This window comes from Bradyrhizobium sp. USDA 4501, assembly GCF_054062115.1.
In genome coordinates, this window is sequence record NZ_JBSSEX010000001.1 from 7,137,304 (window position 1) to 7,150,712 (window position 13,409).

Consider the following 13,409-nt stretch of genomic DNA (forward strand, 5'->3'; position numbering starts at 1 on the left):
CGTGCTGAGGCTGCTCGTTCTCGAGGGCAACACGCTGGCCGGCCGGCGACGGATCGCCGAGACGGCGGGCGCAATGCCTGCGGAGAGCTATGCGGCGGTCCTGCGGTCGCTTGCACCTCGCGTCGTCGTCGACATCGCGACACCGGCGGATGCGAGCTTCGCGCTGCCGCAACCGCTCGAAGCTTACCACGGCATCGCGATCACCGGGTCGGCCCTCAATATCTACCAGCGAGAGGTCGAAGCGCTGCGGCAGATCGACCTCGTGCGCGAGATCTTCGTTCGCGGAGTGCCAATGTTCGGCTCGTGCTGGGGCTTGCAGCTCGCCACGGTCGCAGCGGGCGGCGAGGTCGGTCTCAACCCGGCGGGGCGCGAGGTCGGATTCGCGCGAAGGATCATGCTGACGGCTGAAGGCCGCGCTCATCCCATGCATGCTGGCCGTGCGGCGGTGTTCGACGCGCCGGCCATCCACAGCGATATTGTCACCCGCCTTCCGCAGTCCGCAACCGTCACCGCCTGGAATACCATGTGCGAGGTTCAGGCGGCGGAGATCCGTTTCGGTCGCGGGCTATTCTGGGGCGTGCAGTATCATCCCGAATATCGCTTGCACGACGTCGTCGCCGTCATCCGGCGCTACGGACAGCTCCTGGTTGACGAGGGTTTCTTTGCCGATCTGGACGCGCTCGCGCGTTATGCCGCCGACCTCTCGGCGCTCGAGGCGGACGAACGGCGTGGCGATCTCGCCTGGAAACTGGCACTTCACCGCGACATTCTGAGCCATGATTGCCGGCAGACCGAGCTGAGGAACTGGATCGCATCGCTGGAGCAGACATGACCGCATTGCATGACCTCATCGCGCGCTTTGCCAGGATCGGTGCGACCGACGACGGTGGCGTGTGTCGGCTGGCTGGAACGGCGCGCGACAAGGAGGCGAGGGACCTCTTCTTGCACGAGATCGCCGATCGCGGCCTTGTTCCGAGGATCGACGCGATCGGCAATCTATTTGGCGTGGCGATGCTGGCGCCGGCGTCCACGGAGGTCGTCATGACCGGCTCGCACCTCGATTCCCAGCCGACCGGAGGACGATATGACGGGGTCTTCGGCGTGCTCGCCGGGATCCTCGCGGTCGAGGCCGTCAGGGAGCGTTGCCGTGCCAATCCCGGCGCCGCGCGACGCAACCTCGCCGTCGTGAACTGGACCAATGAGGAGGGTGCCCGCTTCCAGCCCAGCCTGACCGGCAGCTCGGTTTTCGCCGGCGCCCTGAGCCTGAAGGATGCATATGCGTGCAGCGACGCAGAGGGCGTCACCCTGGGCGAGGCGCTGGCCGCGATCGGCTATTGCGGGACGACGCCGCTCGAACACAATCCGGTGCGCTATGTCGAGTTGCATGTGGAGCAGGGCGATCGCCTGGAGCAGGCGGCTGGCGACATTGCCGCAGTGTCCGGCGCGTGGATGACGCGCAAGATATCGGTGATGTTCGAAGGCGACTACTCGCACACCGGACCGATGCCGATGGCGCTCCGCCGCGACGCACTGCGCGCAGCGGCCCGGGCTATCGAGGCGCTGTACCAGGAGGTCGCGAGGGAGACTGCGGGCGCCCATGCCTCCGCGGGGCGCATCAGCGTTTATCCCAACTCGCCGAATGTCGTGGCGGGCCGTGTTCGGGTCTGGTTCGAGATCCGGCATGAGGCCGAAGCCGTGGTCGCGGCGATCAGCGATCGCTTTCTGAAGCGAATCGCGCGTGAGTCGGGCGAGATCGGCGTTGGTATCTCGATCGCTGCCGACGAGAGGCGAGCGGGGACCGTGCTTGATCCCGGCGGCGTGGCACTGGTTCTTTCTGTCGCCGCGGATCTCGGTTTCAAGGCCATGACGTTCAAGACCATCACCGGCCACGACGCGCTGGCGATCCAGAAATCTGTTCCGTCCTCGCTGATCTTCGTCCCGAGCGAGGGCGGGCTCAGCCACAATCCGCGCGAGTTCACGGCGCCCGCGGCCCTCGACAAGGGCTACGCGGTGCTGACCGAGGTGCTGTGGAGAATGGTTACCGCGACGGCGTGAGGCATTTCGGATGGATGATCCTAAATGGGCGATGAAGGGACACCACCCGACAAGTAACTGATTTGCTGGTGGGTCCGGCGGGACTCGAATCTGCAACCAGACCGTATGAGCGACGATCGCGTTTCTTCGCGAGGAAAGCCGACCAAGGCGAAGCGGACCGCCGAGATCGGTTTGGACCCATATGACGGACCTCGTGCGCATTGAGCCCAGTTACGGAACCAGTATCGCAATCGATAAACTTCGATTTGCTCTGCAAGCCTTTCTTTTGAACGAGCCGATAAACGCTTCGGGCACGAAGGATTATTTCGGGATGATGTTGAGCAGGAATTCGGCGATGGTCTGCTCTTTGGCTTTGCCGGCGTAGACTGCAACGGCCGGCCACGGCGATGCCGCAGAAGAAGCCATAGCCGCGGCGGGCGGATAACGGTAGTCATCCCTTAATGATGAGGCGCCCCAGGAACGCATTGCAGGCCCGCTCGGCTTCAGCGAACGAACTGAAGGGAGACCCGGATACGTGAGCCGCTGGCATATTCAGAAAGTCGGGGCGATATGATGCAACAAAGCCCGGCTCTCCATGCAATCCAGGTCCACTCCGGCTCTCGTTGCTGATGACGAATGAATAGTCGTCGCTGCTTGCGATCCAAATCTCCAGTTCAGTATCGACTCGGCGGAAGTGCAGGGCCATTTCACCCTCACAAACTTTGGTCCTCCGTGATCATCCACATGGGACGCTTAGTCTGCTTTTGTGCGGTTGGCCGCTTCTGCCTCCCGCGCCAGCCGTTCGGCCTTTAGGCGCTCTCGATTATCATGGACCGCTTTTTGCGCTTTGGCGTAATCCGTCATAGCATCCTTCGGCCTGACAGTTTTGAATGCCTTGTTTGCTTCGCGTTCCGCAGCCGTCGGCGCCCGTCGGTCTCGCTCTTTAATCATTGTTGACCTCCCATTTGGGCTGACTCATTCAACGCGCGAAGCAAGCTTTCGATCCTATTATGGGGCAATGATCTTGAGGCTGTGATCATTTTAGATTTCTGTCGCGGCGTACCCTTGTGAAACCGCTCCGGCCTTTTGATGAGCTTGCGCTTGCGGCTGGCCTGATCGTCTTGGCTGGCTGTACTGTCGGTCACCTTGTGGATTGCGTCGCCTGCCAATTCGCGGGCGCGCTCCCTGGGCCTGTGCCGTTCAGCGCGCAGCGCCGTGGGCGATACAGTTAGCTCGAACTCGATGAGCCGGCGGACGTCCTCAGAGCGGCCGGGAGTATCGTCCTGCTTTGCCGCCCAGGCATCGACGACAGCCCGTAGGTCGGCTGACAGGCGAATTACGACTGTCCGGCTTGTGCATCGTCCCGGGATGTCGAGACAGGCGATGGCGCGACAATCGCGGCGCACCCAGCATGGCATGAAATCACCCGGAGTTTGGCAGGATATCACCTTGCCGGATGTGGTCCGGATTCTAATGCTCGGAGCCTCGGAACAGAGACGTCCTGAGCCCCGAATCCCTGCGGCGCAACGCACGCGGAAGGACGCGACGGTCGGAAAATGTCTCTGAGGGAGGAATCGGATGCCACAACTGTCGCCCGAGCGCACGCGAAAAATCCTTGCCGATAGCGCGTTCAGAGAGCTCGTCTCAGGCCGCGCGAGGTTGCGATGGTGGCTCTCCATCCTGACGCTGGTCATGTTCTTCGGCTTCATTGCGCTGATCTCGACCGCGAAAGCCGCGCTCGGCGCGAGTTTCGCCGGCAGCGCGATGCCGCTCGGCTTCGCGCTCGCCCTTCTCATGGTTGCGGCGATCATCGCTTTCACCGCCTTCTATGTTCAGCGCTCGAACACGCGCTTCGACGAACTCGCGCGCAGAGTCAATCGGGAGCTCGGCCGATGATCGCCAGATGGCTGCTGATCGCACTTTGCGTGGTGTTTCCATTCGCGGCGATGGCCCAGGGCGCGTCCGCCGCGGCGGCGCGTGGGCCCGACTGGATCGCGATCGGAATGTTCCTGATTATCGTCGCCGTCACGCTCGTCATCACCTGGCGCTCGGCCGGCAGCACCGGATCGAAGGCAGGCTTCTACACCGCCGGACACGCGATCACGCCGGTGCAGAACGGTCTGGCGACCGCTGGCGATTTCCTGTCGGCGGCCGCATTTCTCGGCATATCCGCGCTGGTCTACGCCAACGGCTTCGACGGCTTCATTTACGCGCTCGGCTTTCTCACGGGATGGCCGATAGTGCTGTTCCTGATGTCGGAGCGTATGCGCAATCTGGGCAGCTACACCTTCGCGGATGCCGCCGCGTTTCGCCTGCAGCGGACGCCGGTCCGGCTCGTCGCCGCGACCGGAAGTCTCGTCGTTGTGCTGTTCTACCTGATCGCGCAGCTGATCGGCGCGGGCAAGGTGATCCAGCTGCTTTTCGGCATCAACTACATCTTCGCCGTGCTCGGCGTCGGCGTGCTGATGATCCTTTATGTGATCGTGGGCGGCATGCAGGCGACCACTTGGGTTCAGATCACCAAGGCAGTGCTGCTGCTGTGCGGCGGAACGCTGCTCGCGCTGGCTGCCCTGTGGCATTTCGAGTTCAGCCTTGGACGGCTGCTGGAGGCCGCAAGCCACGTCCATCCCAAGGGAGCCGCTATTCTGGTCCCCGGCGGACTGTTCGCCGAACCGGTGTCCGCCATCTCGCTCGGCCTCGCGCTAGTGTTCGGCACTGCCGGCCTGCCGCATATCCTTATGCGGTTCTTCACGGTGAAGGACGCCGCCGCGGCCCGCAAATCGGTGTTCTATGCGACGGCCTGCGTCGCGTATTTCTGCTGGATCATTCCGGTGCTGGGCTTTGCCGCCGCAGCGATCCTTATGACGGATCCGAGCTATTTCAATGTCGCGGCATCCGGGCAGTTCAACAAGATCGCCGATCTGGTTGGCGGGCCGAACATGGCGTCGATCCATCTCGCCCACGCGATGGGCGGTCCGCTGCTGCTCGGATTCATCTCCGCGGTGGCATTCGCGACCATCCTTGCCGTCGTCGCCGGCCTGACGCTCGCCGGCGCCTCCGCCGTCAGTCATGACATCTACGGCCAGGTGCTGGCCGGCGGCAAGGCATCCGAAGCGCGCGAACTGCTGGTCTCGAAGGTCTCGGCTGTGGCCATCGGCGTCGTTGCGGTTCTGCTGGCCTACGCCTTCGAGAACCAGAACGTGGCGTTCATGGCCGGACTTGCGTTGTCGGTGGCCGCGAGCTGCAATTTTCCGGTGCTGGCGATGGCGATGTTCTGGCGTGGCACCACGACGCGCGGCGCCGTCGCCGGCGGTCTCGCGGGCCTCGTCGCGTCGGTCGTGCTGGTCGTGCTGAGCAAGACGGTCTGGATCGCCGTCCTCGGCTTTCCGACGGCGCTGTTCCCCTACGACAATCCGGCTCTGGTCTCGATGCCGCTCGCCTTCCTGTTCGTCTGGCTGTTCTCGGTAACGGATCGCAGCGAGCGCGCTGCGCGCGAACGCGAGGCGTTTGCGGCGCAGTTCATCCAATCCGAGATCGGAGCGGCTTTGGCCAGCGAGCGGCCGGCTCTCGCAGCCGCAGCCTCGTGACAATGGACGGCACGGATCGAGGAACCTGGAAGGCAGCATGACCAACGCAGTTCAACTCGACGAGACCCACGACCCGGCACGGCGGAGTTTTGTCGAGACGGCAAACGGCAGCGCGACCGACTTCCCGATCCAGAATCTGCCGCTTGGCATCTTCAGCACCGCGGCCGATCCGCAGCCCCGGATCGGCACCGCGATCGGAGATTTCGTCTTCGACTTGAAGCGAGCGCTCGGTTCCGATGAGCACCTCGCGGCGCCGATCCGCCAGGCGCTCCAGCAAGGCACGCTCAATGCGCTGTTCGCGCTCGGACCTATGGCGATGCGGGAGCTGCGCCGCCGCGCCGCCGATCTGCTGGGGCAGGGCAGCGCGGCCAATGACACCAGGCGCCGCGCCTCCGAATTGCTGACGTCGATCGCGGATGCGACGCTGCATCTGCCCACACGCATCTCGAACTACACGGACTTCTACGCCGGCATCTATCATGCGCGGGCGGCGGGCGCGCTGCTGACGCCGGAAAATCCGCTTCCCGCGAACTACAAATGGGTGCCCATCGCCTATCACGGCCGTGCCTCGTCGGTGCAAGTGGGGCGCGGGATGGTGCGACGGCCACTCGGGCAACGCCCGCCCACGGTGGCGGGCGCAGCGCCGGGCTTTGGCCCGTGCGAACGGCTGGATTTCGAGCTCGAGATGGGCTTCTACCTCGCTGCCGGCAACCGGCTCGGCAATCCCGTCCCGATCGCCGAAGCATCGCAGCAGATCGTCGGCTATTCGCTGCTGAACGACTGGTCGGCGCGCGACATCCAGCGCTGGGAGATGTTTCCGCTCGGACCGTTCCTCAGCAAGAGTTTTGCTACCTCGGTGTCACCGTGGGTCGTCACGTCGGATGCGCTGGCGCCGTTCCGCGTCGCGGCGCTGGCGCGGCCGGACGGCGATCCGCGTCCACTCGACTATCTGTTCGACGCGGCCGATCAATCGCACGGCGGACTCGATGTCCACCTCGAGGTCCTGCTCTCGACCGCGCAGATGCGCGCCGCGAACCAGCCCGCCGCGGCGATTCTCACATCCAATGCCAAATACCTATACTGGACCCCGGCGCAGATGATCGCGCATCACAGCATCAATGGCTGCAATCTGCTGCCGGGCGACCTGATCGGCACTGGCACCATTTCGGGGCCTAGCCCGGCGCAGCTTTCGAGCATGCTCGAGTTCACCGCCGCCGGATCACGGCCGGCCGTGCTTCCGAGCGGCGAGCGCCGCGGCTTCCTCGAGGACGGCGACGAGGTCACCTTCCGCGGCCGCTGCAGCCTGGAAGGTTTTGCGGGCATCGGCTTCGGCTCATGCGTCGGCAGGATCGGGCCCGTCGATGCCGTGATTGCCGGAAACAACCATGCCTGATGGCGGGAGGGTGATATGGAGTGTCAGTCGCTGCTAACCTACGCACAGCTCCAGAACGCGGCGCTCGATCCAGACGACTTCCGCTTCGGACAGCTCCTGACATTGGCGGTCGGGTTATCGCTGCTGCTGGTCACGCGTCTGGCGACGCTGCTGGCGGCTGCGCTGTAGGGTGACGGAAGTCCGACGGCGAGCGGTTGGTCCACTTCTTGAACGCCTTGCGGAAGCTGGTAGCGTCGGCAAAGCCGACACGCTCGGCGACCTGATCGATGGCCAGATGGGTGTTCTCGAGCAACTCTGTCGCAATCGACTGCCGCATCCCGTCGACGATCGACTGGAACGACTGCCCGTCCTCCGCCAGCCTGCGGTGGAACGTTCGCAACGACAGCCCGAGCTTGGATGCGATCTCCGGCGCGCCCGCAAATCGGCTGGGGCTGTTGAGGCAGGCGGCTCTGATCCGCCTTACTAGCTCGGATTCGCCGGGATGCTCGGTCAAGACGACGTCACAGAGCTGCTGGCAGATCTTCGCGGTGATCGGGTTTGCATTGGGGCAGGGCAGATCGAGCACCTTGGCATCGAAATGCCATTCCATGCGATCGGCGCCGAAGTCGATCGGGCAGTTGAACATCCGCTCGTAGTTGCGCCAGTGCACGGGTGCGGCAAACGGAAAGATCATCCTCTTGCTCGGGAACGGCGACTCGAGGATGCGGCTGAACACCGCGGTCATCGAGCTGCGCCAGAATTCCGCGGCGAACGGCAGCAGCTCGCCGAGCGGGTCGAGCCCATGGCTGCGAAGGATCGCGGTCGTCCCGTGCTCGATCCGGAAGCTGATCTGCCTGACCGCCGGCCCGGCCATGGTGATGTGATCGAGTGAGAACATCAGCGCTTCGCCGAATGTCCGGCTCGACACCAGCGCATAGCCGTAAATGCCGTAATCGCTGATGCGCTGCCGAGCGCCTGCGAGCAACCCTATATCAGAGCGCTTCGCCAACCGCATCGCGTTGCGGTAGATCGCCAGCCGCTGGCGGTGCGAGATGCGAGCGTGGGGATCCTCGAGCTGGGAGGCATCGAGACCGGTCCGTGCAAACAGCTCCCGAACCGACACGCCCTGCGCCGCCAGCTCGGCGGCCAGCGCGCCGAGTCCGAGCAGGCTCTGCGTCGGCGCATCGGGGTCGCTCGAGATCGGCATCACGATCTTGATCGGCTTCATGGCACTTCCTCCACGTCCGGCTGGCACAGATTGACAGGCCGACGAACGGCTCTTCCGGCCGTTTGGCAATCTTCGACATCATAATTGGCAGAGCTTGACGTTGTCACGTTTGTTATGACGGACGACATTCAAATCATCAGAACAGCGGGATCTGCGCCGGGCAGGCCCGCAGCGAGGAGACGTCTGACCGCCGTGACGCTGCGTCGAAAGCGCTGCCGGCCGGCTTTTGTATCGAGCGGAGGGAACCTGATGACGACAGTACTTCACGAGATGGACGGCAAGGTTGGCGTGGTGACGCTGGCGAAGCCGCCGCACAATTTGCTCGACGACCAGCTCATCAACGATGTGGTCGGCGCCTACCACGCGGTGGTTGCGGCCGGCTGCCGCGCTATCCTTCTGCGTAGCTCGATGCGGCACTTCTGCGCCGGCGCGGAGATGGCGTCCTGGGGAATCGGCACCAAGCTGCACACCGATCAGGCCGGTCTCGAAAAAATCTGGCGTAGTCTCGAGGATGTACCGGTTCCCACGGTTGCCGCCGTCAATGGCGGCGTGCTTGGCGGCGGGCTTGAGCTCGCGCTGACCTGCGACATGATTATCGCAGCGAACACCGCGTTCCTCGGCCAGGTCGAGGTTGCGGTCGGGTTGCTGCCGCTGCTCGGCGGCACGCAGCGCATCGCGCAACGCGCCGGCATCGCGCGGGCCAAGGAGATCGCGATGCTCGGCCGCCGTCACACGCCCGAGGCGTTCGAACGCTGGGGCATCATCAACCTCGTCGTCCCGGAAGCCGAATTGGGCGCTTCATCGATGACCATGGCCCGGCAGCTCGCCGCCGGCCCGACCAAGGTCATCGCGGGCGTCAAGATGCAGGCGAACCTGCAGGCGCGCGGCGGCGTCGCCGCTGCCGACGCGCGACAGGTCGAGATCAACGACATGATCTGGAAGGCCAGGGATCGCCAGCGCGGCGCCGACGCCTTCTTCGCGTCGGGCCCGGCAACAGCTGTCTTCGAGGGAGACTGACGATGTCGGCTGCGCCTCTTCAGGGATTGCGGGTGGTCGATTTCACTCGCGTGCTGGCCGGTCCGCATTGCACCAAGGCGCTGCGTGACCTCGGCGCCGAGGTCACCAAGATCGAGCCGCCGTCCGGCGACATTGGCCGCGCCGGACTGCCTTACGTCGGTGGTATGGGTCTCTATTTCGTGCAGCAGAACGCCGGCAAGCGGAATCTCAGCATCGACCTGAACTATGTTGAGGGACGCGAGATAGTCACCCGCCTGTGTAGGGGAGCCGACGTCATCGTCGAGAATTTCCGTCCCGGCACCTTGGCGCGGTTCGGCTTCAGCTACGACGACGTCCGTGCCTTCAACCCCGGCATCATCTATGTCTCGCTGAGCGGCTACGGGCAGTCGACCTCCTGGCGCAACCGGCCGGCCTTTGCGCCTACCGTGCAGGCCGAGACCGGCCTGACCTCGATCGTGCAGGACCATTTCGGTGCGGCATTGTCGGAGCCACGCGGCGATTCATGCAGCCATGCCGATGTCTATACCGGGCTGCAGGGCGTGATCGCCGTGCTCGCCGCGCTCCAGCATCGCAACCGCACCGGCGAGGGACAGCACGTCGACGTGTCGATGGCTGCGACGATGCTGTCGGTCAACGAGCGCGCCGGCGCGATGATGTCGGGGATCGACACCGACGGCGAGCCTATCGCGCTGTCGGCCAATGAGTCGCACATCTTCGAGATGTCCGACGGCACCCGCCTGACGATCGCCGCCAGCCCGATCTATTCGCCGATGTTCACGCGCTACTGCGCGATGATGCGGCGAAGCGATCTGCTGGCCGATGCCCGCTACGCCACCGCCAGCCTGCGCCGGCAGAACCTCGCGCCGTTGCTCGCCGAAATCCGCGCCTGGATTACGACGTTCGAGAATCTCGAGCAGTTGCAGGCGCAAGTCAGTGAAGCCGGGCTCGCGGTTGGGCGCGTGCGCACCGTCAACGAGTTCGTGGAGACCGATTGGGCCAAGGAGTGGAATGCCGTGGTCGAGGTCGATGACCGGGCCGGCGGATTGGTCCGAATGCCGGGCAATCCCTGGATCTTCAGCCGCTCGGAACTGCCGTCGCCCGGCATGCCGGCCTATCAGGGCGAGCACAATGAAGACGTCCTTGGCCAGCTCGACTTTGCGCCCGAGAGGATCAAGGATCTGCAGCACCGCAACATCCTGCTCAGCCGGCGATAGGCGGAGCTTGTCCGGGCATGGCAAAAAGATCGCTTCAATTGGATGGAGGAGGAATCCGACGACATCGAGCGATCCGCTCCGACCTTCTCGGCACTTTCCGCAACCGACATTTCGCGACGCGAGCCTCCCGAGGCCGGCACCTAACTGGTTCCAACCCTCTCGCAGTGGAATTGCGGGCGAAAGGAGGCCTTTGACGGGGTATCAGGAGGCGACCCCGCGAGTTTGCCTGCCCGTAGGTAGAAAAGAGGGCTTCGAGAATAGTGGGCTTAGCGATGCAGCGGACCAGCGCCTCGAATCCCCGACGCCTTATCGTTAGTTGGTCCGGGCTCGCTCGAAATTTGCCTTGCCCCATTCCGACAAGAGGAAATCAAACTGGAGGTTCAATGCACGCGAGCCCTGGTGCGCCCACCAAGCTTTCATAGCTTAAGTCCGCCCTCGTAACGGTCATCCCGGCCAGCGGTCGCGTCTGTTCCGGCAACCTCTATCGCCTGCTTCCTCACGCCGCTTCCTGATCTCCGCCCTCAATTGCTTGCGCCTGCGTTTCGCACCGGCCGGCAAATCGTCGGGGCATGTCCGCTATCGCGCGCGGAATTTCGATCGCCGTTCGGCAGCGGTCTGAATCTGACGAAGTTCATCACGACAGGTCCGCGATCACTGCGCTGACAGGCGTTGGGGTGAAGGTGCGGGCTGAGCGCGGGGACGCCCTGCAGCGAGGGCGGTTGACAGGGGAGAGCGCCCACTTTAATCACCTGACTAATTAATCAATTAATTAAAGCCCAAAACCCTAGGGAAAGAATCCGCCTGATGCTGGCCGGCCAGAGACATCCGAAGCTGCTTGCCCCGCGCGGCCGCGGCCTCACTTGGCTGGAAAACAAGGTGCTCGTGCATTCCGTGCGCAGCGGCCTCGAACAGGCTGAGAATGACCTTGCCGAGCCCGCCGCACGCTTTGCCGAGCGCAACGTCGGTGTGATCACCGCGGGCAGACCGAACGCCGGAGCGACCGGCCATCGCGTCAAACCGTCGATCCCGGAAAAACCCGTGCAGCACCGCTGCAGCCGCCCACGCGGAGCGCGCCGCGGACCCCTGCCGCCGAATCCCGCACATCAGTTCGGGCGCGCGAGCGATGCGCGCCCGGCCGTGATGTCGCGGATCGGCGTCTGCCGCCCGAAGCAGAGTGGGCTTCGATCACCCGTATGGAAAATGAGGAGTGAGGCGTAAACGATGGGACGTCGATCTGAGGTACTGATGGCGCAAGAGACCGCCGGCACGGACAACCGGCGCGTGATCCAGGTGGTGTCGCGCGCATTCGACATCGTGCGTTGCTTCGAAGGTCGAAGCATACGCCTGGGAAATCGCGAAATCGCCGATCGCTGTGGTCTTCCCCGATCGACGGTGTCGCGTCTCACCTTGACGCTTACCCAGATCGGCCAGCTGATCTATCTGCCGCAAGAGCAAAAATATGCTCTCGGTCCCCACGCCGCCGCGCCCGGCGCGCCGTTGTTTGCGCATGGTTGCGACAAGCCTGCCTGCGCCGACGAGCCGCAACTCCGCCAGGTGCCGCGCTTCGGGTACTTCGAAGATCAGCGCAACTCGATTGCCGAGCCGCTTGCGGTGACGCCACACCGTTGATGCCTCGCGGAAACGGCTGGGACTATCGGTACGAGCGCAAGCTAACGAAACATTCGAAGCAAAGGGAAACGCATGTCTGAAGCATACATCATTGACGCTGTTCGCACGCCGCGCGGCATCGGCAAGCCGGGCAAGGGAGCGCTGTCGCACCTGCATCCGCAGCATCTGGCCGCGACGGTGCTCGGCGCGCTCAAGGAGCGCAACAAGCTCGACACGTCGACCGTCGATGACATCATCTGGTCGACATCGACTCAGGAAGGCAAGCAGGGCGGCGATCTCGGACGCATGTCGGCGCTCGCGGCAGGCTACGATATCAACGCCAGCGGCACGACGCTGGATCGTTTCTGCGGCGGCGGCATCACCTCGGTGAACCTCGCGGCAGCGTCGGTGATGTCGGGGATGGAAGATTGCGTCATCGCCGGCGGCACCGAGATGATGAGCTACCAACAGACCTTGGCAGCCGAGCGCTCCAAGGCCGGGCAGCCGGCGCGGATGATGGGTTCGGGCAATCCGGCGCTCGACGAGATTCACCCGCAGTCGCACCAGGGCGTGTGCGGCGACGCCATCGCCACGCGCGAGGGGATCAGCCGCGAGGCCTGCGATGCCCTGGCGCTGACGAGCCAGCAGCGCGCCAAGCGGGCCATCGATGAAGGCCGCTTCGCCAAGTCGGTGATCCCCGTCCTCAACGACGACGGCAGCGTTGCGCTCAATCGTGAAGAATTCCCGCGCCCGGAAACCACGGCCGAAGGACTGGCTTCGCTGAAGCCGAGCTTCGAACAGCTTGCCGATTTCGACCTCGGTAACGGCACGACGTTCAAGAAGCAGATCCAGCGCCGTTACCCGAACCTCGACTGGAAGGGCGTGCATCATGCCGGCAACAGCTCGGGCGTGGTGGACGGCGCCGCCGCGGTGCTGATCACGTCGAAGGAATATGCCGAGAAGCACGGCCTCAAGCCGCGCGGCCGCATCGTGGCCTATGCCAACCAGGGTGACGATCCGACCCTGATGCTCAACGCGCCGGTTCCGGCGGCCAAGAAGGTACTCGCCAAGGCCGGCCTGACCAAGAACGACATCGACGTCTGGGAGATCAACGAGGCCTTCGCGGTCGTCGCCGAGAAGTTTATCCGCGACCTCGAGCTGGACCGCGAGAAGGTCAACATCAATGGCGGCTCGATCGCGCTCGGCCATCCGATCGGCGCGACCGGATCGATCCTGATCGGCACGGCGCTCGACGAGCTCGAGCGCAGCGGCGGACGCTATGGCCTGGTCACCATGTGTGCCGCCGGCGGCATGGCACCAGCCATCATCATCGAACGCATGTGATCGCG

At 64.2% G+C, this 13,409-nt stretch carries 13 protein-coding genes and 1 pseudogene; 11 read left to right on the top strand and 3 right to left on the bottom strand.

Annotated features, from left to right (window positions below; all coding sequences use genetic code 11):
* The first annotated feature begins 1 nt into the window (after window position 1).
* Both ACVWZM_RS32850 and ACVWZM_RS32855 read left to right on the top strand, forming a co-directional pair.
* On the top strand, window positions 2-832 hold the full coding sequence (locus tag ACVWZM_RS32850; RefSeq protein ID WP_141339851.1) for a type 1 glutamine amidotransferase: 831 nt from the start codon (window positions 2-4) through the stop codon (window positions 830-832).
* Entirely contained in the window at window positions 829-2,055 is a 1,227-nt protein-coding gene (locus ACVWZM_RS32855; RefSeq protein WP_456855610.1) for an allantoate amidohydrolase, read from the top strand. Before ACVWZM_RS32850 ends, ACVWZM_RS32855 begins: the two co-directional genes overlap by 4 nt.
* 300 nt (window positions 2,056-2,355) lie before the next feature.
* On the opposite strand, the gene ACVWZM_RS32860 is transcribed toward ACVWZM_RS32855, so the two are convergent.
* Both ACVWZM_RS32860 and ACVWZM_RS32865 read right to left on the bottom strand, forming a co-directional pair.
* Window positions 2,356-2,520 carry a hypothetical protein gene (locus ACVWZM_RS32860; RefSeq protein WP_158074243.1) on the bottom strand — a complete coding sequence of 55 codons (165 nt, stop codon included), beginning with the start codon at window positions 2,518-2,520 and terminating at the stop codon, window positions 2,356-2,358.
* 267 nt (window positions 2,521-2,787) lie between these two features.
* On the bottom strand, window positions 2,788-2,985 hold the full coding sequence (locus tag ACVWZM_RS32865; RefSeq protein ID WP_076834229.1) for a hypothetical protein: 198 nt from the start codon (window positions 2,983-2,985) through the stop codon (window positions 2,788-2,790).
* A 627-nt stretch (window positions 2,986-3,612) separates the two neighbouring features.
* On the opposite strand from ACVWZM_RS32865, the gene ACVWZM_RS32870 reads away from it, so the two are divergent.
* The 4 genes from ACVWZM_RS32870 to ACVWZM_RS32885 are packed head-to-tail and all read left to right on the top strand — an operon-like array spanning window position 3,613 to window position 7,182.
* Window positions 3,613-3,930, top strand: coding sequence for a DUF485 domain-containing protein (locus ACVWZM_RS32870; protein ID WP_083715219.1), 318 nt, complete (start codon window positions 3,613-3,615; stop codon window positions 3,928-3,930).
* Window positions 3,927-5,621, top strand: coding sequence for a cation/acetate symporter ActP (gene actP, locus ACVWZM_RS32875; protein WP_076834226.1), 1,695 nt, complete (start codon window positions 3,927-3,929; stop codon window positions 5,619-5,621). The genes ACVWZM_RS32870 and actP overlap by 4 nt, the downstream gene beginning before the upstream one ends.
* A 37-nt stretch (window positions 5,622-5,658) precedes the next feature.
* Window positions 5,659-7,014, top strand: coding sequence for a fumarylacetoacetase (fahA, locus tag ACVWZM_RS32880; protein WP_253625909.1), 1,356 nt, complete (start codon window positions 5,659-5,661; stop codon window positions 7,012-7,014).
* 15 nt (window positions 7,015-7,029) lie between these two features.
* Complete coding sequence (locus ACVWZM_RS32885) at window positions 7,030-7,182, top strand: hypothetical protein (protein ID WP_158074242.1); 153 nt, start codon at window positions 7,030-7,032, stop codon at window positions 7,180-7,182.
* Here the strand turns inward: ACVWZM_RS32885 and ACVWZM_RS32890 are convergent.
* Complete coding sequence (locus ACVWZM_RS32890) at window positions 7,145-8,221, bottom strand: AraC family transcriptional regulator (RefSeq protein WP_310885666.1); 1,077 nt, start codon at window positions 8,219-8,221, stop codon at window positions 7,145-7,147. The two genes, ACVWZM_RS32885 and ACVWZM_RS32890, sit on opposite strands and share 38 nt — an antisense overlap.
* 249 nt (window positions 8,222-8,470) lie before the next feature.
* Between ACVWZM_RS32890 and ACVWZM_RS32895 the strand changes: the two genes are divergently transcribed.
* From ACVWZM_RS32895 to ACVWZM_RS32915, 5 genes and pseudogenes are all read left to right on the top strand, one after another.
* On the top strand, window positions 8,471-9,238 hold the full coding sequence (locus ACVWZM_RS32895; RefSeq protein WP_057020596.1) for an enoyl-CoA hydratase/isomerase family protein: 768 nt from the start codon (window positions 8,471-8,473) through the stop codon (window positions 9,236-9,238).
* 2 nt (window positions 9,239-9,240) lie between these two features.
* Window positions 9,241-10,452 carry a CaiB/BaiF CoA transferase family protein gene (locus tag ACVWZM_RS32900; RefSeq protein ID WP_076834220.1) on the top strand — a complete coding sequence of 404 codons (1,212 nt, stop codon included), beginning with the start codon at window positions 9,241-9,243 and terminating at the stop codon, window positions 10,450-10,452.
* 804 nt (window positions 10,453-11,256) lie between these two features.
* Complete coding sequence (locus ACVWZM_RS32905) at window positions 11,257-11,670, top strand: hypothetical protein (RefSeq protein WP_456855611.1); 414 nt, start codon at window positions 11,257-11,259, stop codon at window positions 11,668-11,670.
* 3 nt (window positions 11,671-11,673) lie between these two features.
* A pseudogene (locus ACVWZM_RS32910) lies at window positions 11,674-11,937 on the top strand (helix-turn-helix domain-containing protein); the annotation flags it as partial.
* 216 nt (window positions 11,938-12,153) lie between these two features.
* On the top strand, window positions 12,154-13,404 hold the full coding sequence (locus ACVWZM_RS32915; RefSeq protein ID WP_253639294.1) for an acetyl-CoA C-acetyltransferase: 1,251 nt from the start codon (window positions 12,154-12,156) through the stop codon (window positions 13,402-13,404).
* Window positions 13,405-13,409 lie beyond the last annotated feature (5 nt).

Bases quoted from the DNA above. Each gene is read 5' to 3' on its own strand.
- ACVWZM_RS32855 (WP_456855610.1), top strand. From the start codon at position 829: ATGACCGCATTGCATGACCTCATCGCGCGCTTTGCCAGGATCGGTGCG.
- ACVWZM_RS32860 (WP_158074243.1), bottom strand. From the start codon at position 2,520: ATGCGTTCCTGGGGCGCCTCATCATTAAGGGATGACTACCGTTATCCG.
- ACVWZM_RS32865 (WP_076834229.1), bottom strand. From the start codon at position 2,985: ATGATTAAAGAGCGAGACCGACGGGCGCCGACGGCTGCGGAACGCGAA.
- ACVWZM_RS32870 (WP_083715219.1), top strand. From the start codon at position 3,613: ATGCCACAACTGTCGCCCGAGCGCACGCGAAAAATCCTTGCCGATAGC.
- actP (WP_076834226.1), top strand. From the start codon at position 3,927: ATGATCGCCAGATGGCTGCTGATCGCACTTTGCGTGGTGTTTCCATTC.
- fahA (WP_253625909.1), top strand. From the start codon at position 5,659: ATGACCAACGCAGTTCAACTCGACGAGACCCACGACCCGGCACGGCGG.
- ACVWZM_RS32885 (WP_158074242.1), top strand. From the start codon at position 7,030: ATGGAGTGTCAGTCGCTGCTAACCTACGCACAGCTCCAGAACGCGGCG.
- ACVWZM_RS32890 (WP_310885666.1), bottom strand. From the start codon at position 8,221: ATGAAGCCGATCAAGATCGTGATGCCGATCTCGAGCGACCCCGATGCG.
- ACVWZM_RS32895 (WP_057020596.1), top strand. From the start codon at position 8,471: ATGACGACAGTACTTCACGAGATGGACGGCAAGGTTGGCGTGGTGACG.
- ACVWZM_RS32900 (WP_076834220.1), top strand. From the start codon at position 9,241: ATGTCGGCTGCGCCTCTTCAGGGATTGCGGGTGGTCGATTTCACTCGC.
- ACVWZM_RS32905 (WP_456855611.1), top strand. From the start codon at position 11,257: ATGCTGGCCGGCCAGAGACATCCGAAGCTGCTTGCCCCGCGCGGCCGC.
- ACVWZM_RS32915 (WP_253639294.1), top strand. From the start codon at position 12,154: ATGTCTGAAGCATACATCATTGACGCTGTTCGCACGCCGCGCGGCATC.